This is a genomic window from Pseudoalteromonas sp. Xi13 (assembly GCF_003952205.1).
Lineage (GTDB): Bacteria > Pseudomonadota > Gammaproteobacteria > Enterobacterales > Alteromonadaceae > Pseudoalteromonas > Pseudoalteromonas atlantica.
Genome location: NZ_CP034439.1, coordinates 2699239 through 2725493, shown reverse-complemented (window position 1 = coordinate 2725493; position 26255 = coordinate 2699239). Strand labels below are relative to the sequence as shown.

Annotated in this window: 11 protein-coding genes; 8 read left to right on the top strand and 3 right to left on the bottom strand. The window is 45.6% G+C overall.

Features of this window, described 5'->3' with window-relative positions; genetic code table 11:
- Positions 1-43: 43 nt before the first annotated feature.
- Positions 44-18589: an Ig-like domain-containing protein gene (locus EJ103_RS12240; RefSeq protein WP_164521626.1), complete on the top strand. Its 18546-nt coding sequence runs from the start codon at positions 44-46 to the stop codon at positions 18587-18589.
- 157 nt (positions 18590-18746) lie between these two features.
- Here the strand turns inward: EJ103_RS12240 and EJ103_RS12235 are convergent, their stop codons facing one another.
- The 3 genes from EJ103_RS12235 to flgA all read right to left on the bottom strand — a co-directional run bounded on the left by EJ103_RS12235 (position 18747) and on the right by flgA (position 20278).
- Positions 18747-19178 (bottom strand): flagellar protein FlgN, encoded by a 432-nt coding sequence (locus EJ103_RS12235; protein ID WP_126007883.1) that lies wholly within the window; start codon positions 19176-19178, stop codon positions 18747-18749.
- Positions 19171-19494 carry a flagellar biosynthesis anti-sigma factor FlgM gene (gene flgM / locus EJ103_RS12230; RefSeq protein ID WP_004588011.1) on the bottom strand — a complete coding sequence of 108 codons (324 nt, stop codon included), beginning with the start codon at positions 19492-19494 and terminating at the stop codon, positions 19171-19173. The genes EJ103_RS12235 and flgM overlap by 8 nt, the downstream gene beginning before the upstream one ends.
- A 76-nt stretch (positions 19495-19570) precedes the next feature.
- Positions 19571-20278: a flagellar basal body P-ring formation chaperone FlgA gene (gene flgA, locus EJ103_RS12225; protein ID WP_126007882.1), complete on the bottom strand. Its 708-nt coding sequence runs from the start codon at positions 20276-20278 to the stop codon at positions 19571-19573.
- A gap of 140 nt (positions 20279-20418) precedes the next feature.
- On the opposite strand from flgA, the gene EJ103_RS12220 reads away from it, so the two are divergent.
- From EJ103_RS12220 to EJ103_RS12190, 7 genes are all read left to right on the top strand, one after another.
- Complete coding sequence (locus EJ103_RS12220; protein ID WP_004588013.1) at positions 20419-21351, top strand: chemotaxis protein CheV; 933 nt, start codon at positions 20419-20421, stop codon at positions 21349-21351.
- A 21-nt stretch (positions 21352-21372) separates the two neighbouring features.
- The gene (locus tag EJ103_RS12215; RefSeq protein WP_126007880.1) at positions 21373-22203 is read left to right on the top strand and encodes a protein-glutamate O-methyltransferase CheR; all 831 of its coding nucleotides are present in this window, start codon (positions 21373-21375) and stop codon (positions 22201-22203) included.
- A gap of 144 nt (positions 22204-22347) precedes the next feature.
- Entirely contained in the window at positions 22348-22755 is a 408-nt protein-coding gene (flgB, locus tag EJ103_RS12210; RefSeq protein WP_029773927.1) for a flagellar basal body rod protein FlgB, read from the top strand.
- Between the two features lie 5 nt (positions 22756-22760).
- The gene (gene flgC / locus EJ103_RS12205) at positions 22761-23192 is read left to right on the top strand and encodes a flagellar basal body rod protein FlgC (RefSeq protein ID WP_004588016.1); all 432 of its coding nucleotides are present in this window, start codon (positions 22761-22763) and stop codon (positions 23190-23192) included.
- Between the two features lie 13 nt (positions 23193-23205).
- Positions 23206-23886 (top strand): flagellar hook assembly protein FlgD, encoded by a 681-nt coding sequence (locus EJ103_RS12200; protein WP_055016786.1) that lies wholly within the window; start codon positions 23206-23208, stop codon positions 23884-23886.
- A 59-nt stretch (positions 23887-23945) separates the two neighbouring features.
- On the top strand, positions 23946-25316 hold the full coding sequence (gene flgE, locus EJ103_RS12195; RefSeq protein WP_126007878.1) for a flagellar hook protein FlgE: 1371 nt from the start codon (positions 23946-23948) through the stop codon (positions 25314-25316).
- Positions 25317-25492: 176 nt separating this feature from the next.
- The gene (locus EJ103_RS12190) at positions 25493-26236 is read left to right on the top strand and encodes a flagellar basal body rod protein FlgF (protein ID WP_126007876.1); all 744 of its coding nucleotides are present in this window, start codon (positions 25493-25495) and stop codon (positions 26234-26236) included.
- Positions 26237-26255: the final 19 nt, after the last annotated feature.

Genomic DNA, 26255 nt, shown 5'->3' with positions numbered 1-26255 from the left:
TTTTAATTAATAGTTTTTAATTCTTATGTTTGAGGTAAGTAAAATGGAATCTAATCAATTATTAGTAATAGACTTAAAAGGGTCTGCTGGTGTTGTTTTAGAAGATGGCACAATTAAGCCACTTGAAGTGGGCGATACTATTACTGTGGGCGATTTAGTGGTTACCGCCGATAATTCATCGCTAACAATTGATGTGCAAGGAGAAACACTGTCGATTCCTGCGAATCAAAACGTAAAGATCACCCCTGATTTATTAGCACAAGAAACCCGTGATAACAGCGAAACCACAGTGTTTGACGAAAGCCTAGATGCGGCCATTGCAAGCTTAGAACAAACTGATAATAACGATGGCCAAACGGCGGCTAATTCTGATGTTACTGACTTTTTAGATGCCTTAGAGGGCGATGGTGATATTTTAGATAATTTAGAAGCAACGGCCGCAGGTGGTGCTGGTGGTGCGGGATCTGGTGGAGGAAGCTCATTTGTTCAGCTTACACGTATTGCGGAAGGGGTTAACCCTAATAGCGTTGCTTTTGATTCAAGCTTTGATCCTGATTCTACAGAAGCGCTAAATATTCGCGACACCTCTGATGGGGTAGTTCCTGATGATGGCACTGCATCTATATCATTAAATGAAGTAGGTTTAACTAATTCATCTCAGCCAACAATTAGTGGTACAAGTGAAAACTTAGTGGGTGAAACAGTAAATATTACTGTGACAGATGAAAATGGTAACTCTCAAGTAGTAAGCGCGGTTATTGGCCCAGATGGCACGTTTGAAATTACATTGCCTAACCCGATAGCCGATGGCCCCGTGAGCGTAGTTGTAGAAGCCACCGACCCAGATGGTAATGCGTTTAACGATGCTATTTCTATTGAAATAGATACCACAGCGCCAGTAATTAATATTGACCCTGTTGCAGACTCTGCATCTCAAACAGTAACGGTTACGGGTTCGGTAGCGGGTTTGAATACTGGCGACAACGTCTCTGTAACTCTTACCGATAGCACAGGCACACAACAAACAATTGTTACACAAGTTGATGCACAAGGTAATTGGAGTATTACCACTACATCGCCTTTAGCAGAAGGGGAGTTTAATGTTAACGCAGTAGCAGTTGATGCCGCTGGTAACCAAGCAATTGACCAAGCTGTTGCGAGTATTGATTTAACCGCTCCAGAAATTACAGTTACAGTAGCGGGTGAAACAAATAATGCTACGCCGCCATTAACCGGTACTACAACCGGTGTGCCACAAGGTACTGAAGTAACAATCACAGTAACCGACAGTGCAGGCGAAGTGCAGCTTTTAACTGCCATTACCGGTGAAGATGGTAGTTGGGCTGTTGATGTAGGTGTGGCACTACCAGAAGGTGATTTTACTGTTGATGCGCAGGTGAGTGATAGCGTAGGCAACCAAGCACTTGCAAGTGATGCTGGAGTTATTGACTTAACGGCGCCAATTGTAGAAATTAATGCGATTGCCGATACGCAAGATACAACCCCAATTATTACTGGCTCTGCGCAAGATGTGCCAGCAGGCTCGGTAATTACCGTGGTTATTACCGATATTAATGGGCAAGTTCAAACGCTGTTAACGCAAACAGATGATGATGGCAGCTGGTCTGTAAGTGTTTCTACACCTTTAGCACAAGGTGAGTTTGAAGTTAATGCAACTGTGACCGACACTGCAGGTAATGAAGCACAAGCTGTAGAGCAAGGGTTAGTTGATTTAACTAGCCCTGAGATAACGGTTACGGCCATTGCAGACACTAATGACACTACGCCTACTTTTGTTGGCCGTGTTGAAGGCGCACCAGAGGGCTCTGTAATTACTGTTTTAGTAACCGATAGCGACGGTAATATACAAACCTTAACAACGACACTTGAGGCTGATGGCACGTGGAGTGTTGAATCGCCCAACGCTATTCCTGGCGGAGAGTTTAGCGTTACCGCGACAGTGAGTGACCCGGCGGGTAACGAAGCATCCGCGCAAACAAGTGGTGAAGTTACATTTGCCCCTATTTCTATTCAAATTGACTCTATTGCAGATACAAACGATACCACGCCACTTTTAAGCGGTAATACCGGTAACGTGCCTGCTGGTACCACTATAACCCTAACGATTACCGCAAGTGATGGCAGTACTTTTAATCTTTTAGCGGTCACGCAAGAAGATGGTTCTTGGAGCGCTCAAGTTACAGAGCCTCTGCCTGAAGGGGATTTTACCGTAGTTGCAGCCGTTATAGACGATGCGGGTAATGAGGCACAAGCAAGTACGGTTGGTAATGTAGATTTAACCGTAAGTATTAATTTTATTATTGATACTAACGATACCACTCCAACAATTAGTGGTACTACGCAAGATGTTGACGCAGGTGCGGTTGTTACTGTTACCTTTACAGGCAGCGATGGCGCAACAGAAACTGTGCAAGTAACCACAAATGCTGATGGGTCTTGGTCAATCGAAGCAACCGATGAGTTGGTAGAGGGCCAATTTACGGTGGTTGCAACAGTAACCGATGCTGCTGGCAATACTGCCTCTGCTACTGAAGTCGGGGAAATTGATTTAACTGATCCTGCAATTACTATTAACCCAATTACAGATACAAACGATACAACACCGAGTGTGACAGGTAGCGTAGTAGATGTACCCCAAGGTACTGAGGTTACCTTATTAATAACCGATAGTGACGGTAATCAACAAACTATTACAGCGGTTACTAATGCCGATGGAAGCTATAGCGCCGATATACTTAATGAGCTTAGCGAAGGTGACTTTACAGTTACTGCAAGTGTAAGTGACGAAGCAGGTAATAGCAGTACTGCAACGGTTACTGGCACCATAGATTTAACCGCACCTAGCGTAACTATAGATAATATTGGTGATACAAACGATACAACGCCTACTATAAGCGGCTCTACTCAAGGTTTAGCTGCAGGTAGTGTGGTTACAGTGATTGTGACTGATAATGCTGGCGCTGAGCAGCAATTTGTCACTGCTATAAATGGTGATGGCACATGGAGTATAGATGTCCCACAAGCATTAGCTGAGGGTGAGTTTAGTGTGGTGGCAAATGTAAGTGATAGTGCTGGTAATAGCGCGCAAGACTCACAAACTGGTACTATAGATTTAACCGCTCCAACTATTAGTGTAAATGACTTTACTGACTCTAACGATTCAACACCTGTATTTAGTGGTACCACAACTGATGTAGAGCCAGGTAGCTTGATCACTGTATTAGTAACAGACTCTAATGGTGATTCGCAAACCTTAACGGCAGTTGTTGCAGAAGATGGTTCTTGGCAAGTAGGGGCAACGACTGCAATTGCTGAGGGGGAGTTTACAATAACGGCCACAGCCACTGATGCAGCTGGAAATGAAGCCTCAGCCACAACTACAGGCGTTATAGATACCGCAGCGCCTACAGTAATAATAGATCCGGTGGGTGATACAAACGACACCACACCCACTATTTCAGGGTCTGCAACGGGTGAGCCTGAGGGCACAGTTGTAACGATCACCGTGACGGATGAAGCGGGTAATCCGCAAACCATTACTACCGAAGTGCAAGCCGATGGCACCTTTAGTGTGGATGTACCGAATGAGCTAAGTGAAGGTGAATTTACCGTTGAGGTATCGGTAACCGATAACGCAGGTAATGAAACTACAGCAACGACCACAGGTGAGGTTGATACCGCAGCGCCTACAGTAATAATAGATCCCGTGGGTGATACAAACGACACCACACCCACTATTTCAGGGTCTGCCACGGGCGAGCCAGAGGGCACAGTTGTAACGATCACCGTGACGGATGAAGCGGGTAACTCACAAATCATCACTACTGAAGTGCAAGCCGATGGCACCTTTAGTGTGGATGTACCGAATGAGCTGAGTGAAGGTGAATTTACCGTTGAGGTATCGGTAACCGATAGCGCAGGTAATGAAACCACAGCAACCACCACAGGTGAAGTAGATACCGCAGCGCCCACAGTAGTAATAGATCCCGTGGGTGATACAAACGACACCACCCCCACTATTTCAGGGTCTGCCACGGGCGAGCCAGAGGGCACAGTTGTTACGATCACCGTGACTGATGAAGCGGGTAACCCACAAATCATTACTACCGAAGTGCAAGCCGATGGCACCTTTAGTGTGGATGTACCGAATGAGCTAAGTGAAGGTGAATTTACCGTTGAGGTATCGGTAACCGATAACGCCGGTAATGAAACTACAGCAACGACCACAGGTGAGGTTGATACCGCAGCGCCTACAGTAATAATAGATACCGTGGGTGATACAAACGACACCACACCTACAATTTCAGGCAGTGCAACGGGTGAGCCAGAAGGCACAGCTGTTACGATCACCGTGACGGATGAAGCGGGTAATCTGCAAACAATTACTACCGAAGTACAAGCCGATGGCACCTTTAGTGTGGATGTACCGAATGAGCTAAGTGAAGGTGAATTTACCGTTGAGGTATCGGTAACCGATAACGCAGGTAATGAAACTACAGCAACGACCACTGGTGAGGTTGATACCGCAGCGCCTACAGTAATAATAGATCCCGTGGGTGATACAAACGACACCACACCCACTATTTCAGGGTCTGCGACGGGCGAGCCAGAGGGCACAGTTGTTACGATTACCGTGACTGATGAAGCGGGTAACCCACAAACTATTACCACTGAAGTGCAAGCCGATGGTACCTTTAGTGTGGATGTACCGAATGAATTAAGTGAAGGTGAATTCACCGTTGAGGTATCGGTAACCGATAACGCAGGTAATGAAACCACAGCAACAACCACAGGTGAGGTTGATACAACAGCGCCGGTTGTGACCATAAATGCGCTAGGTGATACAAGTGATACTACACCAACTCTATCAGGTACGGTAAGCGGGGAACCTACAGGCTCAACTGTTACTTTAACTGTAACGGACGCTAATGGTGCAGTGCAAACTATCACTGCACAAGTCATTGCAGATGGAAGTTGGACAGTAGAAGTACCCGTAGCTTTAGCTGAAGGTAGCTATACTGTTGATGCTACTATTAGCGATAACGCTGGCAATGAAGGTACTGCAAGCGCCTCTGGTACTATTGATACAAGTGCGTTAACTATCACTATTGATGTGATTGGTGAAACCAACGATCAAACCCCACAAATAAGCGGTGATACATTTAATGCAGAAGTAGGTTCGTCTGTTGAAGTTCAGATCTCTGACTCTACAGGTGCGACTATTACCTTAACTACGGTTGTTGATGCAAACGGACAGTGGAGTGTTACTCCGCCAGCCGATTTACCTGAGGGAAGTGTATCAATCAGTGCAACAGTGACTGATTTAGGCGGTGGTTCAGCCATAGCAGAACTTGATGCCGTAATTGATATTACGCCGCCAACCATACAAATTAACGATCTAGAAACCAGTAATGATACAACACCAATTATTGCTGGTAATACTACAGGCGTTGTTTCTGGCACTGTAATAAGCTTGACTGTTACAGATTCGCAAGGAGTTGTTCGCTCGTTTAATACGACAACAGATGCACAAGGGAATTGGAGTGTAGAGCTTTCTCAAGAGTTGGCTTCAGGGGATTACACTGTACAGGCAGAGGTTTCTGATGCTGCAGGCAATAGTGCTTTAGATACAGCAACCGGTAATATTGATACTGCGGGGCCAAGTTTAACCGTTGATTTTGATGCTGTAACCAATGATACAACACCGACTATTTCAGGCACGAGTGATGCCGATGTAGGTACAACGATTACTGTAGTGATCACTGATGAAAACGGTGTTGAACAAACACTAACAACCACAGTAGATGCCAATGGAAGTTGGGAAGTAACCCCTCAAACAGACTTGAATGAAGGTGATAACACCATCGAAGTGAGCGTGTCTGATGAAGCAGGAAACACAACAACAGTAACCGATACAATTACTTTAGATACACAAGCACCCACATTAACCATGCAAACCGTGGGTGATGTAAATGACTTAACCCCTACACTGCAAGGCACCAGTAACGAAATTGGCGGCACGGTAACACTCACCGTGACCGACAGTGACGGCGCTGTGCAAACCATTACCACCACCGTTGGTACGGATGGGCATTGGGATACTGAAGTGCCAAGTGCGTTGGCACAAGGTGACTTTACTGTAACGGCCAGTATTACTGATGCCGCAGGCAATGAAAGTACCGCCAACAGCAGTGGCAATGTAGATACTATTACCCCGGTTGTAACCGTGGATGCACTGGGACTTGGTAACGACAGTACTCCACTTATTAGTGGTACTTCAACTGAGCCAGAAGGCACGGTGGTGACGATTGTAATCACCGACAGTAATGGGGATGAAACACCGCTCACCGCCACCGTTGATGTCAACGGCAACTGGCAGGCAATCAGCCCAGAATTACCTGATGGTAGCTACAGTGTACAAGCCAGCATTACGGATGCGGCGGGCAATACAGGAGGCGCTACGCAATCGGGCACCCTTGATAGCCTTGCCCCGACTCTGACACTCGATACTGTAGGCGCTACCAACGACAGCACGCCAACTATTAGTGGTACCACGAATGCACCAGCCGGCACGGTAATTAGCATCAGCGTTAGCGATGGCATTACCACCGAAACCTTTACAGCCACAGTCCAAGCGGGTGGCAGCTGGTCAGCGGATGTACCAAATGCACTGGTTGATGGTGAGCTGACCATTGAAGCCAGTGTGAGCGACAACGCCGGTAACACCACCACGGTTAGTGAAACCGCCACGCTGAACACCACCGCGCCAAGCATTAGCATTAATGCCTTGGTCGATACCAACGACACCACGCCAACCATTAATGGGACAAGCGATGCAGCAGATGGCACCACCATTAGCTTAACGTTTGAAGATAGCGCGGGTAATATTACGACTGTTGATACCACCGTAACCGGTGGCGTGTGGAGCGTTGATGCACCGAGTGAATTAGCTGAAGGCGAATACACAGTGACCGCCGAGGTAGACGATGGTCTGGGTAATATCGGCAGCGCCACAGAAACCGGTATTATTGACACCACTATGCCAGCGATTGAAGTGAATGAGCTAGTTGTTACCAATGATACAACCCCAACGATCACCGGCACCGCGAATGCACCGCAAGGCAGCACCGTAACGGTTGAAATCACCGATAGTAATAATGTGACCCATACGGTTACAACAACCCTAGGAGCTAATGGCACGTGGAGTGTGGCTGCCTCACAAGTAGTTGCTGAAGGCAGTTATACCGTAAGTGCAAGCGTAAGCGATGCAGCGGGTAACACAGCGACCGCCACAGGCGCAGGGGAGGTTGATACCATTGCGCCAACGCTTGATTTAACCAGCCCAGGTTCAAGTAACGATGTTACACCGACCCTAAGCGGCACCAGTGATGCGGTTGAAGGCACCGTGATCACCTTTACGGTTATCGATGATTTAGGGGCAGAGCAAACCTTTACCACTACCGTGGATGCGAGCGGCAACTTTTCAGTGGAAGTACCGACGGCACTTGCAGAAGGGCCTTACAGCATTGAGGCCAGCATTAGCGATGACGCAGGTAACAGCACTGATATCACCGGCAGCGGTAACATTGATACCACCGCGCCAAGTGTGAGTGTGGATGCACCAGCGCTCACCAACGACAGCACACCAATAGTTACGGGCACCAGTGATGCACCAAACAGCACCGTCACGGTAACCTTTACCGATGCAGCCAATGCCGTACAAACGATTGATGTACAAACCGATGCGAATGGTAATTGGAGTGCCACCCCAGCGACTGATTTAGCTGAAGGCAACTACAGTGTTAGCGCCAGCATCACGGATGCAGCGGGTAACACGGGCACAGGGACAGACAGCGGTGAAGTGGATGTAACGCCACCGGCTCTTGCCTTTACGCCAACCTTCGAGCTTGGTTTATTGGTTACCCTAAGTGGTACGTCTGACCTGCCAGCAGGGAGTGAAATCACCATCACCGAGCAACTTATTGGCGGGGGTGTGGGTGTAACTTACACCACCACAACCGATGCCAACGGTAATTGGTCTTTGGTGGGGCTTGATGTATCACTACTGGATGTAGGCTCTGTGATTGCCACAGCCACAGATGCAGCAGGGAACACACGCACAATCAGCTCAGACGACTTTGATAACACACCACCTACGCTCACAGTTGAGGTGGATGCACAAAGCAATAGCAACACGCCTATAATCAGCGGCACAAGTGACGCAGGCGAAGGCGCACAAGTCACGATTGTGGTGACCGACAGTGACGGTAACCCACAAACCATTACCGCCCTTGTTGATGCCAACGGCGAGTGGAGCGCCACCCCAGCGACACCACTCAGTGAAGGTGAAAGCACGATTGAAGTGAGCGTACGCGATAGCGTAGGCAACGAAACTACCGTGAGTGAAACCACGACTATCGACACGCAAGCGCCAACGCTTACGATACAAAATGTAGGCGATATAAACGATTTAACCCCTACATTACAAGGCACCAGTAACGAAATTGGCGGCACGGTAACACTCACCGTGACCGACAGTGATGGCGCTGTGCAAACCATTACCACCACCGTTGGTACGGATGGCCATTGGGATATTGAAGTGCCCAGTGCCCTGGCACAAGGTGACTTTACTGTGACGGCCAGTATTACTGATGCCGCCGGCAATGAGAGCACCGCCAACAGCAGTGGCAATGTAGATACCATTACCCCGGTTGTAACTGTGGATGCACTGGGGCTTGGTAACGACAGTACTCCACTTATTAGTGGTACTTCAACTGAGCCAGAAGGCACAGTTGTAAACATTGTAATCACCGACAGTAATGGCGATGAAACACCGCTCACCGCCACCGTGGATGTCAACGGCAACTGGCAAGCAATCAGTCCAGAATTACCTGATGGCAGCTACAGTGTACAAGCCAGCATTACGGATGCGGCGGGCAATACAGGAGGCGCTACGCAATCGGGCACCCTTGATAGCCTTGCCCCGACACTGACACTCGATACTGTGGGTGCTACCAACGACAGTACGCCAACTATTAGTGGTACCACGAATGCACCAGCCGGCACGGTAATTAGCATCAGCGTCAGCGATGGCATTACCACCGAAACCTTTACAGCCACAGTCCAAGCGGATGGCAGCTGGTCAGCCGATGTACCAAATGCACTGGTTGATGGTGAGCTAACCATTGAAGCCAGTGTGAGTGATAACGCCGGTAACTCTACCACAGTTAGTGAAACAGCCACGCTGAACACCACCGCGCCAAGCATTAGCATTAATACCTTGGTTGATACCAACGACACCACACCAACCATTAATGGGACAAGTGATGCAGCCGATGGCACCACCATTAGCCTAACGTTTGTAGACAGTTCAGGCGCTGAAACCACCACAACCACCACAGTAACCGGTGGCGTGTGGAGCGTTGATGCACCGAGTGAATTAGCACAAGGCGAATATACAGTGACCGCAGAAGTAGACGATGGTCTGGGTAATATTGGCAGCGCGAGCGAAACCGGTGAGATTGATTTAACCCCACCGAGCCTTGTTATTACAGATAGCGGCGTTAGCAACGACACAACACCGACAATCTCCGGCACAAGTGATGCGCCACAAGGCAGTGAAGTGACAATTATTGTGACAGACAATGCCGGTGCACAGCAAACCATTACCGCCACAGTGGGCGCAACTGGCACATGGTCAGTGCCGGTTACAACAGCCCTTGCTGAGGGCAGTTATACCGTAAGTGCAAGCGTAAGCGATGCAGCGGGTAACACAGCGACCGCCACAGGTGCAGGGGAGGTTGATACCATTGCGCCAACGCTTGATTTAACCAGCCCAGGTTCAAGTAACGATGTTACACCGACCCTAAGCGGCACCAGTGATGCGGTTGAAGGCACCGTGATCACCTTTACGGTTATCGATGATTTAGGAGTCGAGCAAACCTTTACCACCACCGTGGATGCGAGCGGCAACTTCTCAGTGGAAGTACCGACGTCACTTGCAGAAGGACCTTACAGCATTGAGGCCAGCATTAGCGATGATGCAGGTAACAGCACTGATATCACCGGCAGCGGTAACATCGATACCACCGCGCCAAGTGTGAGTGTGGATGCACCAGCGCTCACCAACGACAGCTCGCCAACAGTTACGGGCACCAGTGATGCACCAAACAGCACCGTCACGGTAACCTTTACCGATGCAGCCAATGCCGTACAAACTATTGATGTACAAACCGATGCGAATGGTAATTGGAGTGCCACCCCAGCGACTGATTTAGCTGAAGGCAACTACAGTGTTAGCGCGAGCATCACGGATGCAGCGGGTAACACGGGCACAGGGACAGACAGCGGTGAAGTGGATGTAACGCCACCGGCTCTTGCCTTTACGCCAACCTTCGAGCTTGGTTTATTGGTTACCCTAAGTGGTACGTCTGACCTGCCAGCAGGGAGTGAAATCACCATCACCGAGCAACTTATTGGCGGGGGTGTGGGTGTAACTTACACCACCACAACCGATGCCAACGGTAATTGGTCTTTGGTGGGGCTTGATGTATCACTACTGGATGTAGGCTCTGTGATTGCCACAGCCACAGATGCAGCAGGGAACACACGCACAATCAGCTCAGACGACTTTGATAACACACCACCTACGCTCACAGTTGAGGTGGATGCACAAAGCAATAGCAACACGCCTATAATCAGCGGCACAAGTGACGCAGGCGAAGGCGCACAAGTCACGATTGTGGTGACCGACAGTGACGGTAACCCACAAACCATTACCGCCCTTGTTGATGCCAACGGCGAGTGGAGCGCCACCCCAGCGACACCACTCAGTGAAGGTGAAAGCACGATTGAAGTGAGCGTACGCGATAGCGTAGGCAACGAAACTACCGTGAGTGAAACCACGACTATCGACACGCAAGCGCCAACGCTTACGATACAAAATGTAGGCGATATAAACGATTTAACCCCTACATTACAAGGCACCAGTAACGAAATTGGCGGCACGGTAACACTCACCGTGACCGACAGTGATGGCGCTGTGCAAACCATTACCACCACCGTTGGTACGGATGGCCATTGGGATATTGAAGTGCCCAGTGCCCTGGCACAAGGTGACTTTACTGTGACGGCCAGTATTACTGATGCCGCCGGCAATGAGAGCACCGCCAACAGCAGTGGCAATGTAGATACCATTACCCCGGTTGTAACTGTGGATGCACTGGGGCTTGGTAACGACAGTACTCCACTTATTAGTGGTACTTCAACTGAGCCAGAAGGCACAGTTGTAAACATTGTAATCACCGACAGTAATGGCGATGAAACACCGCTCACCGCCACCGTGGATGTCAACGGCAACTGGCAAGCAATCAGTCCAGAATTACCTGATGGCAGCTACAGTGTACAAGCCAGCATTACGGATGCGGCGGGCAATACAGGCGGCGCTACGCAATCGGGCACTCTTGATAGCCTTGCACCGACACTGACACTCGATACTGTGGGTGCCACCAACGACAGCACGCCAACTATTAGTGGTACCACGAATGCACCAGCCGGCACGGTGATTAGCATCAGCGTTAGCGATGGCATTACCACCGAAACCTTCACAGCCACAGTGCAAGCGGGAGGCAGCTGGTCAGCCGATGTACCAAATGCACTGGTTGATGGTGAGCTGACCATTGAAGCCAGCGTGAGCGACAACGCCGGTAACACCACCACAGTTAGTGAAACAGCCACGCTGAACACCACCGCGCCAAGTATTAGCATCAATACCTTGGTTGATACCAACGACACCACACCAACCATTAATGGGACAAGTGATGCAGCCGATGGCACTACCATTAGCTTAACGTTTGAAGACAGTGCAGGTAATATTACGACTGTTGATACGACCGTAACCGGTGGCGTGTGGAGCGTTGCTGCACCGAGTGAATTAGCTGAAGGTGAATACACAGTGACCGCAGAAGTAGACGATGGTCTGGGTAATATCGGCAGCGCGAGCGAAACCGGTGAGATTGATTTAACCCCACCGAGCCTTGTTATTACAGATAGCGGCGTTAGCAACGACACAACACCGACGATCTCCGGCACAAGTGATGCGCCACAAGGCAGTGAAGTGACAATTATTGTGACAGACAATGCCGGTGCACAGCAAACCATTACCGCCACAGTGGGCGCAACTGGCACATGGTCAGTGCCGGTTACAACAGCCCTTGCTGAGGGCAGTTATACCGTAAGTGCAAGCGTAAGCGATGCAGCGGGTAACACAGCGACCGCCACAGGTGCAGGGGAGGTTGATACCATTGCGCCAACGCTTGATTTAACCAGCCCAGGTTCAAGTAACGATGTTACACCGACCCTAAGCGGCACCAGTGATGCGGTTGAAGGCACCGTGATCACCTTTACGGTTATCGATGATTTAGGGGCCCAGCAAACCTTTACCACCACCGTGGATGCGAGCGGCAACTTCTCAGTGGAAGTACCGACGGCACTTGCAGAAGGACCGTACAGTATTGAGGCCAGCATTAGTGATGATGCAGGTAACAGCACTGATATCACCGGCAGCGGTAACATTGATACCACCGCGCCAAGTGTGAGTGTGGATGCACCAGCGCTCACCAACGACAGCACACCAACAGTTACGGGCACCAGTGATGCACCAAACAGCACCGTCACGGTAACCTTTACCGATGCAGCCAATGCCGTACAAACTATTGATGTACAAACCGACGCCAATGGTAATTGGAGTGCCACCCCAGCGACGGATTTAGCTGAAGGCAACTACAGTGTTAGCGCCAGCATTACCGATGCGGCGGGCAACACCGGCACAGGCAGTGATACGGGCGAGGTGGATGTGACCCCACCGACCTTAGAGATCATTCCTTCGTTCTTGTTGGGGAATTTAGTCTCTCTTTCAGGGGATTCTGATTTACCAGAAGGGTCAGTGATCACAATTACCGAGTATCTTGTTGGCGGTGCTGTAGGCGCTACCTACACTGCTACCACGAACGCTGATGGCACATGGGGACTTGCCAACATAACAGTACCTCTGCTTAGTCTTGCGTATGTTACTGCAACTGCAAGTGATGCAGCCGGCAATGTTGCGAGCGTCAACTCACTTAATTTTGATAATGAAGCACCTGCGCTTACTGTTACTGTAGATGCATTATCGAATGATGCAACGCCTGTGATTTCTGGTGTTACTGATATGGTTCAAGGAACCGAGGTAGAACTAACCGTTGTAGATAGTGCAGGTCAAAGCCAGCAGTTTACGGCCATAGTTCAAGCTAATGGAAGTTGGTCTGTTGAAGTGCCAACCGAGTTAGCACAAGGGCAGTACACTGTTACCGCAGAGGTAAGAGACGATGTTGGTAATTTAACCACTGAGCAAGCACAAGGTGAAATAGACAGCATAGCACCTACTCTTAGCGTTAATCCTATCGACACTACAGCAGATACAACGCCAACCCTATCAGGCACCAGTGATGCCATAGGTGCTGATGTAATAATTAGCATTGATGGCCAAACCTTTTTTGCGGTAGTAGATGCTGATGGAAATTGGCAGGTAGAGGTACCAACTGCACTTACCGATGGTAACTATACGGCGCAAATTAATGTTGCTGACGACGCCAATAATATCACTAACACAACAATCGACTTAACAATTGATACTCAGATACCAATAGTCGCATTGGACGACATAACCGTATTTAACACAGATACGCCAGTTATTAGTGGTACATCTGGTGAACCTACTAGCACAAATGTAGATATTGTTATTACAGATAGTAATGGTGATACGCATACGTTAGCTGCTACGGTTGATGCAAATGGTAATTGGCAAACAACAGCGCCTAATTTACCTGAAGGAAATTACAGTGTTGTTGTTAGTATTACCGACGATGCTAATAATACAGGTTCAGCGACTGGAACAGGGCTTGTTGATACTCAAGCACCAACCATTACCATTGACGCATTAGGTACAATTAATAGCAGCACGCCTACTATTTCAGGTACATCTAATGAGGTTGAAGGTACTACAATTAATGTCACAATTACTGATGGTGATAGCACTGATACCTACGCAACGACTGTGGGAGCAGGCGGGGCTTGGAGTGTTGATGTAACCACGCCATTAACTGATGGACAAGTGACAGTTTCAGCAAGCATTACTGATACTGCAGGTAACAGTAGTGAAGCAAATGCTACTGCCACGCTTAATACTAATGCACCTACCATTAATATAAACACTATTGTTGATACAAACGATCAAACACCTACGCTTTCTGGGTCGAGTAGTGCTGCAAATGGTACGCTAGTTACGGTTACAATTACCGATATTAATAATGTCTCGCACACGGTTACAACAACTGTAACTGATAATACATGGAGTGTAGATGCGACAAATATCCTTCCTGAGGGCACGTTTACTGTTTCAGCCAATGTGACTGAAGGTGGCTTAACCAGCAGTGCAACAGATACAGGGCTGATAGATTTAACAGCCCCAGAATTGAATATTACACCGCTACTAACGAGTAATGATACAACGCCTACAATTTCAGGTACAAGTACAGCCCCACAAGGCGCCATAGTCGCTATTTTGATTACAGATAGCTTAGGCGCAGAGCAAACAGTTAATGCCACAGTAGGTGCAAATGGCACATGGTCAGTTGCAGCTCCTTTATCGCTTAGCGAAGGCACATATACTGTTACTGCATCAACAAGTGATACCGCGGGGAACCCTGTAAATACTAGCACTACCGGTGTGGTTGATATAACCGCACCAGTGGTTAGCATTAACGATATTGTAGGTAGTACAGATTTAACACCTAGCGTTTCTGGAAGTGTAACAGGTGCAGCCGTAGGAGATGTGGTTGCTGTGGTATTTACCGACTTCCAAGGAAATGCGCATACTGTCAATACAACGGTGCAAGCCGGTGGAACTTGGTCAGTAGAGGCAAGCAATAGTCTTTCGCAAGGGGCATATTCAGTAGAAGTATTTATTACTGATAATGCCGGAAATACAGGCAGCAATATCACTAACGCTAATATAGATACAATTGCGCCAGAAATTAGTATTGATCAAAGTTCATTAATACTTACCCAAGACAGCACGCCATTAATTAGTGGCACATCAAACGAGCCCAATACAAACGTTTTCGTTACGTTTACTGACTCAGCTGGCGCATCGCATCAAATTACCGTACAAACGGATGCTAATGGGGACTGGCAAGCCGCTGCAGACAACGTATTAGCAGAAGGTGTTTACAGTGTTTCGGCAACGATTACTGATAGCGCAGGAAATACCTCTGTTGATAGTAAAACAGATGGCGAAGTAGATACAGTAGGGCCAGAGCTTACTATTGTGCCTTCGTTCGTATTAGGACAGCTAGTATCTTTATCTGGTACTTCCGATTTAGGTGAAGGTAAAACAGTTACCGTTAATTTAGAATTAGCTGGTGATTTGGCTAACTTAACTTACGATGTAACCACCGATGCCAATGGTGATTGGGAGTTATTAGGCCTAGCGGTTAATATTATTGGCTTATCAGTTGTTGAAGCCTCCGCAACTGATGAAGCGGGTAACACCACCACTATAACGACGGCAGATGTAGATGCTTCAACGCCGTTACTTAATGCGGTGGTTGACTTTGTAGCTGGCGAGGGTGATTTACCAGTAATTAGCGGTACGACCGACCAAGCCCCAGGCACCGAAGTGCTAGTGAGAGTGGTAGATAGCGATAACATAGCACAAGATTTGGTTGCTATAGTGCAGGCAGATAATTCATGGATTGTACAGGTTCCTCAATCACTTGCTGAGGGCGTGTTTACTGTAACTGTAAATGTATTAAGTGAAGTCGGGATCACAGCTACACAGCTGCTAAGCAGTGTAGTAGATACCATCTCGCCAACGCTTAATTTGCAAGTGATTGGTACAACGTCAGATTCTACTCCAATTATTCAAGGGACCAGTGATTTAATTAATGGAGTGGTAGAGATTCAGCTGGACGGAGGCTCAGTACTAACAACAACAGTGAATGCAGCAGGGCTATTTTCACTGGAGGTTGATGCGCTGACTGAAGGGCAGCATGTTGCTAACGTGAGTATCACTGATGATGCCGGCAATGTAGTAACACAAACGCTCGAGTTTGTTGTTGATACGTTAGTGCCTGTGGTAGATATTTTACCGTTGAACATCAGCAATACTGACATTCTAACTATTTCTGGTACTTCAGAGGAGGCTCCGGGCACAGACATTGATGTAACTGTGATAGATAGTAACGGCAACGCAACAGTATTTGATGCTCTTGTTGGTAGCGATGGCACGTGGTCATTAGTAACCACTAGCCTACCTGATGGTATATATAGTGTATTCGCTAGTATTACTGATGCTGCGGGTAATGTAGGCCAGTCTGCTACTGAGCAAGTGACGATTGATACCATACCGCCATCGTTAGAAATAGACGCCTTTGGTGTACTTAATACATTAACGCCTACTATTACTGGCACCAGTGACGAAGAAACCGGTAGCTTAATCACGATTAATATTACCGACTCTACAAACACACTTTATGAAGTTACTACAACAGTATTAGGAGATGGCACGTGGCTTGTTGTTGCACCTTTACTTGCTGAGGGCGATTTAACCGTCGAGGCTATTAGTATTGATAACGCAGGCAATATAGCAACGGTGACGCAAACGGGCGTTGTGAGCACCACTTTACCGAGTCTATTAATTAACCCAATAATAGATACAAGCGATACAACCCCTACTATTAGTGGTACTACCGATGTAATAAACGGTAATGTAGAAGTTGTTATTACAGATAGCAGTGGTAATGTAACAACCTATAACACTCAAGCTATTGCTGGTGTATGGACATTAATTCCGACCACTCCATTAGCTGAAGGTGCATTTACGGTTGATGCGACAGTCGAAAACTTAAACCTTACAAGCTCTACAAGTCTTAATGGCATAGTTGACTTAACTCCGCCTACAATTGAAATTAATGAACTTGCAGTTACGAATAACTCACTGCCAACCATCTCAGGTACAAGTGATGCTCCGGCAGGTACAACCATAAGCGTAGTACTTACTGATGCTAATAGTGATTCGCAAACATTAACTGCGCAAGTGGCAGGTAACGGAACTTGGTCAGTCACAGCTGTTACGCCGCTTAGTGAAGGCAGTTTTAGTGCTACTGCAACAGTGAGTGATGCTGCAGGAAACTCATCAAGCGATACCATGGTTTCAAGTACTGATTACACAGCACCTATTGTATTTATAGACCCTATTGCAGTAGGCCAAGATACCACACCGACTATTACAGGCTCGGTAACCGGAAGTTTTGCTGGAGCTGCAGTTATTGTGATGTTTACTGACGCACTAGGTGAAACACACAATGTTTCAACAACAGTAAACACAGATGGGTCGTGGAGTGTTACAGCTTCGCAGCCTCTTAGTGAAGGGAATTACAGCGTTGATGTAAGCGTACTTGATAATGCAGGTAATATTGGCGAGCAATCAATAAGCAGCATAGTTGATTCAGGCATAGTAATTAACTCCGGTTTAGAATTAACAGCCGATAGCACACCTAAGATCACAGGTACCGCAGGAGCAAACGAAGATATTACCGTAAGCTTTATAGATGAAAGCGGTACTGTGGTAACCAAGGATACAACAGCGGGAGAGACAGGTGTATGGAGCGTATCACCAGACAATGCTTTACTCGATGGAGCATACACTGTAACGGCTACCGCTACTGATGAATCTGGAAATGTTACTTCAAGTGGAAGCTTATCTGGGTTAGTGATTGACTCAACGCCGGTAGACTTCGAAGTGTCTAACTATTACTGGGGCTTACTAGGAATAGGTTTAACTGCAGAAGGCACAGTAGAAGAAGGAAATAGTGTATATGTTGTAGGAGCAAACTTACTTGGCCTTGAGGTGTTAAACCTAAACTTAAATGTGCTAGAAAGCGCTATGGAAATTCAACCTGATGAGAATGGAAATTGGAGTTCATTATTATCAGTTCTTGATTTAGGTTCTTGGTCTGATTATCGCTTTATCACAGTTGATGAAGCCGGTAATTATTTAATTAAGGATATTAATGACAATATTATTGACCAAGGAAACGACCCACAACTTGCTAGCGCAGGAAGCAGTGCAAGTGCCACCGATACAACATTTGGCTTAGAAGGAGCCGCTGAGCCGTTTAGCGAAGAAGCAGCATTAGGCGCTACTATGCCAAATGAAGCAGTAACCAGCGATGCTTTAGGAGAAACGGTTAATTTAAGTAATGTAAGTGCTTTATCGAGTACAGAGCAAACGGTGTCAATGAGCTCTACAGAGCCCCTTAATATCAATGATGTAATTATTGACGAAGACACCGAGCAACTCGTTGCTCTTAATACTTTGATTGACGATGAAGGCTCTGCAATTGCTTATAGCCCAGCACAAAGTGGCGGAAGTACCGATGAAGCTGCGCCAGCAGTTGATGTTCAAAATCAATCAGAGGAAATGATTAAACACTTAATTGAAAATGGTAATAATCAAACAGATATTTAAATCAGTAACCCACTTCAGTTAAATAACTGAAGTGGGTTTCTAAAACTCACTTAATCAAAAGTGTGGTTATTATTTTGTGCTAAGTAGTAAACCTAAAAAAGCCCTTATTGAGACTTCAATAAGGGCTTTTTTAATAAATTAGGATAGATAAAAGCAGTTAAGCTTTTAGGTTACGAACCAGCTTGCTGTCGGTATTAACTACACTACCGCCTTGGTCGTAAGTCATACTGGTTGGGGCGCCAATTAAAATATCTTTTAATTGTTTTACACTTAAGTGTGCTTGGCGGGCAGCATGTGAGTTTACTTTATTTTGTTTTTGGCACTGCGCTAACTGCGCTTTAACTTGCGCTACTCGTTCAGTTACGTCAGGGGCATTTTCATCATTTGCAGCAAAAAGTTTATTCAACTCTTTATCGAGCTGCGTAAGCTTAGTTAAAAAAGACATTTTTTGTTGGGCAAGTTCTTTTAAACCTTCACCTCTACGAGAGGCAATAATACTAAGCTCTTCGTTTAATAACGCATATAATGAATCCAAGCATTTAACTTGTTCATTTAATTTAACGCTAATTAAACTATTGTGATCAGCCATATACGTTAAACTCAAAATCAGCTAAGTTTTTAGTCAGCTTTTCAGCATCAATTTGGTATTTACCTTCGGTAATCGCTTTTTTAAGCTCAGCGACCTTTTCACTATCAAAGCCAGATGATTGCTGTGCTTTATCTTGCAGTGTTTTTAACTGCTGTGCTTGTGGCGTCAGGCTCACTGAATCGCTCGCCGCTTTAGGCGAAGGAGTCTGTGTTGTTTGTGTACTTGCAGCGTTATCTTTTTTGATATCAACTTGTTGCTGTTTAGCGTTTGTAAGCGCATTAGCTTGTTGATTACTGCCATTAACTTGATTAACCATAATAATAAACCTGTATATTACCCAACTTATGCCAAGTTATCGGCATATACATAGGATACTTTAGTATAAATCGAAATTAAATATTTACTTGCACAGACTCTACACCATCTACACGTGCATTCAAAATTTTACCGGATTTTTTATTCTTGATCTGTACTTGCTCACCAAGGGTGCCATCTTCAAGTGCTATCCCCGTAGTTTTTATTCTAAGTCCTTTAATACTCGCATAAATATTAACAGCGTCGCCTTTGCAAACCATACAAATTTGGTTAAGCAAAACCGGCATACCGCTTCTTATATTTCGCTTACTGCGGCTGCCAATAAGCATTAAAGGGTTATCTAAATATTGTACCCTAACAAACTGCGAAGGCTTCATTTGTACGCTTAAATGAGACTTAGTAATAACTTCACCACGGGCTAGATTTGCCGTGGCAACCACAACGGGCGCCATTTTAACTATTCTTACATGGACATATTGAGTCCAGCTTTGCGCATCGTTACATTTTATTTGTACAGTCACCTGGCGTGTAAATGGCGGCTCATTTGGCACGACTAATTCTGGCTCGTTTTCGCATACTCTATCAGGAATGCGGCTATCGAGGGCAAGGGCGGTAATCTCCACATTTTTTTCAAGTGGCACGGTAACTCGCTCTGCAATATGAGAAATTGCTATTTCTTGTAATAAATCTTTACTAAACACTTTTGCATGCAAAGGTGTTGCTAAGCAGAGGCTAGCAAGAAAATAAAAAACACTGTATCTTCTGACTTTTTTTAACAAACTCATAATGTTTCGACTATGCTTATGGTTTCAAACAGGGTATAAATATTTTGCGTCAAAAAGTAGACGCTCCCGCGATGTTATGTAGCTTTATAAACAGAAAGCAATTATCGTTCCGCATTATTTGTTTTCTTTAGGAGATTTGAATGGCAGGCATTTTAGACTCAGTAAACCAACGCACCCAGTTGGTTGGGCAGAACCGCCTAGAATTACTATTATTTAAGCTCAGAGGGCGTCAGCGTTTTGGGATCAATGTATTTAAAGTAAGAGAAGTACTGCAATGTCCTCCTTTAACGAGTATGCCTAAATCAAATGCATACATTCGGGGTGTGGCGCATATTCGTGGTCAAACTATTTCAGTTATCGACTTATCAATGGCCGTAGGCGGCCGACCTATTGAAAATGTTAAAGACAGCTTCATAATAATTGCAGAATACAATCGTTCTGTGCAGGGCTTTTTAGTTGGCGGCGTTGAGCGAATTGTTAACATGAACTGGGAAAAAATAATGCCACCTCCGTCAGGAGCAGGGCGTTACTCTTACTTAACTGCCGTTACCGAGATTGAAAACGAATTGGTCGAAATTCTCGATGTAGAAAAAATCTTAAACGAAATTTGTCCAGTAAATACCGAGGTTAGTGCCGACCTTGCTGCCGATAGTGCAATACAAAAAGATTTAGGCGAGCGCATTGTATTTATTGCCGACGATTCAGCTGTTGCACGTAACCAAGTAAAAAGAGCACTTGAGCCACTTGGCGTGCAAACTGAGCTTGCAAAAAATGGTAAAGAGGCTTTAGTTAGGCTTAAAGAAATAGCCGAGCTTGATTGTAAAAATGATATTACTGAGCGTGTAGGTTTACTTATCTCTGATGTTGAAATGCCTGAAATGGACGGCTATACATTAACAGCAGAAATTAAAGCAGATCCAAAATTAGCGCCTCTACATGTTATTTTACACACTTCTTTGAGTGGGGTGTTTAATCAGGCGATGATCGAAAAAGTAGGCGCGGATGATTTTATAGCAAAATTTAACCCTGATGAATTGGCAACAGCAGTTAAAAAATGGGTTCATTGCGACTAAACAACAATAGGTGTTATTAATTTGAATAATAAAGATTTGCAGCAAAGTGACTACGATCAGTTTCGCTCATTTTTAGAGCAGCAATGTGGTATTGTGCTAGGCGAAAACAAGCAGTATTTAGTAAAAAGTAGGCTTGCGCCGCTTATGGCTCGTTTTAATGTTGAATCTTTATCACAATTAGTGAGTAAAACGCTTGGCCCTCATGAGCGGCAACTTAGAGCCGCTGTAGTTGATGCCATGACCACTAACGAAACCTTGTGGTTTAGGGATCAATACCCATTTGAGCTTTTAAAAAATAAATTGTTTCCAGAGTTTAAAGACGCCCGCCGGCCATTAAAAATTTGGTCAGCGGCCAGCTCTTCAGGCCAAGAACCATACTCTATTGCCATGTCTGTTGCTGAGTTTCAGGCCAAGCAACCGGGCGTGTTGCGTATGGGGGCTCAAATTATTGGTACAGATATTTCTAACACAATGCTCGATATGTGTAAAAACGCTGAATATGATGCGTTGGCATTAGCGCGAGGCCTATCAGCAGAGCGCCGTAAAAAGTACTTTATGGATAGCGGCAACGGCATGGCAAAAGTTATCGACTCAGTTAGAAAACAGGTGAGCTTTAGACATTTAAACTTGCTTGATTCTTACGCCTTAATGGGGAAGTTTGATATTATTTTTTGCCGCAATGTCCTTATATATTTTTCACCAGAGGTTAAAGCAAAAATAATTGGTCAGTTTGCCCAAGCACTAAACCCAAAAGGGTATTTATTTTTAGGTGCGTCGGAGTCGATGACGGGCTTAAGTAACGAGTTTGATATGGTTCGTTGTAACCCTGGAATCATCTACCAAAAAAAATAATCCTATCACTTTGTTATTAAAAAACGACGTTCTTAGCGTCGTTTTTTTATTTAATAACAACCCTCTATAAAAAAATAACGTAACTAAAAACTACTGGCTTATAAATTGCTTTAACTTAAGCAAGTCAATTTTTTGGAGAACGTTATGGCTATCAGTTTTGATAAAGCATTAGGTGTGCACCCGCATGCAATGTTGATCCGCTCACAGCGGGCAGAAGTACTTGCCACAAATATAGCGAATGCTGATACGCCTGGCTATAAAGCAAAAGATATCGACTTTGCCTCAGCATTAAAAGCGGCAAGGTCAACTCAGCAAAGCGGCAATAGCATGGTTACTACCAATGAAAAACACATTGCTGGCGGTACTCGAAGTGTAGGTGGTTCTGAATTATTTCGCACTCCAAATCAAGGAGATACAGGCGATGGTAACTCAGTTGATATACAGGTGGAACGAAACTTGTATACACAGAATGCGATGGAGTATCAGGCAAGCCTGCAATTTTTAAGTAGTAAATTTAAGGGCCTGAATAAAGCGCTCGGTAGTCAAGGGTAATAATTATGAGTTTATATAACGTTTTTGATATTTCAGGTAGTGGTATGAGTGCGCAAAATGTGCGCTTAAATACTACCGCAAGTAATATTTCGAATGCTAATACAATTAGTTCATCCCAAGACAAAACTTACCGAGCACGCCAACCTGTATTTGCTGCAGAGCTGACGAAAGCGTCTGCCTCAGCTAGCAACCCTCAGGGCTCCGCTGTTGGTGTTAAAGTGCTGGGAATTGTTGAGAGTAACAAACCACTACAAATTGAATATAACCCTAATCACCCAAGTGCGGATGAAAATGGCTATATCTATAAACCCAACGTTAATGTTGTTGAGGAGATGGCAAATATGATCTCTGCTTCTCGCTCTTATCAAACAAACGTGCAAGTTGCCGATGCAGCTAAGCAAATGTTAAGCAAAACGCTGTTACTTGGGCAGCGATAACCGAGGGTAGGTTATGAGTAACGATATTAGTACTAGTTCATCTTTTATGGACTCGATAACTTGGCAAGAGACCCAAGTAGCGACATCCACTGAAGAGAGCGATGCCTTAACGCAAGAAGATTTTTTCTCGTTGCTAACTCAGCAGCTATCGTATCAAGACCCGAGTAATCCGGCTGATAACGATCAGATGATTGCGCAAATGACTAATTTTACTATGGCGCAAGGCATCACAGATTTAAACACAAACTTTGAGTCACTTGCCTCGTCAATGACCTCAAACTCTGCCTTACAAGCATCAACGCTGGTTGGTAAGCAAGCGCTTTTAGAATCTAATACGCTTGAGCTTGGCGAAAGCGGAGAGGCAAAAGGGTCTGCGGTTGCTGAAGAAGCCGTTGATAATTTAAAAATTAAAGTCACAGATGCTTCTGGGCAACTGGTTAGAACTATCGATATGGGTTCGCAAGCAGCGGGTGCAGTGCGCTTTAGCTGGGATGGTAATAATGAATCCGGTGAGCGCCTACCAGAGGGTGAATACACTATTACTGCAGAGGGCAGTACCAACGGCGAGTTTTCAAGCTTACCGGTGGCAACATTCAAAAACATTGAAAGCGTTAATATCAACGGCTCTAGTGGCATTATTATTAACACTAAAGAGGGTGCGGTTAGGTTGACAGACGTCGCAGAGATCGCATAACCAATTAAAAAGTATTTCGCCTGCTAGCAGGCTATTAGATCAAAAGTTAGAGGTGAATTATGAGCTTTAATATTGCACTTACAGGCCTAGCAGCCGCACAAAAAGATTTAGACGTGACGGCAAATAACATTGCCAATGTAAATACCACCGGTTTTAAAGAATCGCGTGCTGAATTTGCTGATGTTTACGCTGCATCTGTGTTTAGCGCAGGCAAAACTAAAAATGGAGATGGTGTGCAAACAACCATGGTTGCACAGCAATTTCATCAAGGCTCACTGCAATTTACTAACAACTCGTTAGATTTAGCGATTACTGGCGAAGGGTATTTTGCAATGACCGATGATATTTCGTCGCAAGATTTAACCTATACTCGTGCAGGTGCATTTAAGCTTAATCAAGATAACTTTATGGTTGATGCAAAAGGCAATTATTTACAAGCTTTTCCAGTAGACTCATCTACAGGTGATACCACATCAGTTAGTTTAAGTACTACAAACCCGATTCAAATACCTGATTCATCTGGTTCGCCTCGCGCTACAGAGAACGTATTTTTATCGTTTAACTTAGATGCAACAGCTGATGCAACAGGCCTCGATTTTGACCCTACATCTAACGGTACCTATAACTCGTCAACGTCTACAACAGTTTACGATTCATTGGGTGAACCACATATTCTGCAATACTTTTTTGTAAAAGAAGAAGATGCGGCCTCGGGTGGTACTGATAATAGCTGGGAAGTCTATGCCACACTTGATGGCAAGGTAATAGACGGTACAACTGGTGCAGAGCAAACAACTACGCCATATACACCGATTACTACACTTGGTTTTGATTCTAGCGGTTTACCTGCCACAACGGGCGGTGTAGCAAATACTAACACGACAACATTTGACGAAATTAATTTACCGGCAGGTGCGGGTACTGGTTTATCGTCAATGCTTGATAACGGCGCGACATTTCCAAGCACGGGTATTGAGTTAAACTGGCGCGATGAAAATAACACAGCAGGGCGTATTCCAACTCAGTACTCAAGTGGTTTTGAAGTAAAAGCCCTTGATCAAGATGGCTCTACAGTCGGTCGTTTAGCGGGTATTGATATTGGTACTGACGGTAAAATTGTGGCCTCGTACAGTAATGGTGATTCAACCTACTTAGGCCAAGTGGCTATGGTACGCTTTCCAAACTCACAAGGTTTATCGCAAGTAGGTGATACCAGTTGGAAGCAAAGTATTGACTCTGGTGAGCCAGTAGCCGGTGAAGCAGGCTCGGGTACTTTTGGTAGTATTAACTCATCTGCGCTTGAGCAATCAAATACCAACTTAACAAACGAATTAGTTGATTTGATTACCGCTCAACGCAACTACCAAGCAAACTCTCGAGCGCTTGAAGTTAACTCAACAATTCAGCAAAGTATTTTGCAGATTCGATAAGTTAATCTTATTTTTGGTTAAAATTCTAAGGCTGCATTTTTGCAGCCTTTTTTGTAGCTATGTGGCTAAAATTAGCGGAGCTGAACCGCTCACCACCTTCCTAATATTGCGTCAAATTTAATCTGGCATCTATTTTGCATTTATCAGCTCAGAGATTTTTTATGTGAGTCGATGTTATGGACAAAATGGTCTACATTGCAGCCTCTGGCGCTAAGCAAAGCCTACAAGGGCTTGCACTTAAAGCCAATAATTTGGCAAACGCAAACACCACAGGCTTTAAAGCTGACTTTGCGCAAGCGCGCTCTATGCAAGCATTTGGCGAGGGCTTACCAACTCGCGTGTTTTCAATGCAAGAGCGACCAGGTTCTAACATGACCTCTGGCGGCATAATCGAAACAGGGCGAGATTTAGATATTGCCATGAGCGATAACGCCTGGCTTGCCGTTCAAGATGACTCAGGAAATGAAGCATACACAAAAGTAGGTACGCTGAACATTACTGCTCAAGGCATGTTAGTAACGAGCCACGGTCGTCAAGTTATTGGCGAAGGTGGCCCCGTAATTCTACCTGTTCCTATTGAAAAAATAAGCTTTAGTGAAGATGGTGCCATACAGGTTCGCCCCCAAGGCGCACCAGCCAATTTTTTAGAAGAAGTAGATACGCTACGTGTTGTTGAAGGAAACAGCAGGCAGCTTGAAAAAGGCAACGATGGCTTATTTAGACCAGTACCTGGGCAAGCCGTCGATACTTCTGCAAATGTAAAAGTGTTAAGTGGTGCACTGGAAATGTCTAACGTTAATCCAGTTCACGAAATGGTCGATATGATCAACCACCAACGTCAATTTGAGTTACAAGTAAAACTAATGAAAACAGCTGAAGAGATTGACGAACGTCAAGATCAGTTGATGCGCATAGTTTAACTTTAAAATGAGGGCATAC

Coding starts and splice junctions, on each gene's coding strand:
- EJ103_RS12240 (WP_164521626.1), top strand. CDS start 44: ATGGAATCTAATCAATTATTAGTAATAGACTTAAAAGGGTCTGCTGGT.
- EJ103_RS12235 (WP_126007883.1), bottom strand. CDS start 19,178: ATGGCTGATCACAATAGTTTAATTAGCGTTAAATTAAATGAACAAGTT.
- flgM (WP_004588011.1), bottom strand. CDS start 19,494: ATGGTTAATCAAGTTAATGGCAGTAATCAACAAGCTAATGCGCTTACA.
- flgA (WP_126007882.1), bottom strand. CDS start 20,278: ATGAGTTTGTTAAAAAAAGTCAGAAGATACAGTGTTTTTTATTTTCTT.
- EJ103_RS12220 (WP_004588013.1), top strand. CDS start 20,419: ATGGCAGGCATTTTAGACTCAGTAAACCAACGCACCCAGTTGGTTGGG.
- flgB (WP_029773927.1), top strand. CDS start 22,348: ATGGCTATCAGTTTTGATAAAGCATTAGGTGTGCACCCGCATGCAATG.
- flgC (WP_004588016.1), top strand. CDS start 22,761: ATGAGTTTATATAACGTTTTTGATATTTCAGGTAGTGGTATGAGTGCG.
- EJ103_RS12200 (WP_055016786.1), top strand. CDS start 23,206: ATGAGTAACGATATTAGTACTAGTTCATCTTTTATGGACTCGATAACT.
- flgE (WP_126007878.1), top strand. CDS start 23,946: ATGAGCTTTAATATTGCACTTACAGGCCTAGCAGCCGCACAAAAAGAT.
- EJ103_RS12190 (WP_126007876.1), top strand. CDS start 25,493: ATGGACAAAATGGTCTACATTGCAGCCTCTGGCGCTAAGCAAAGCCTA.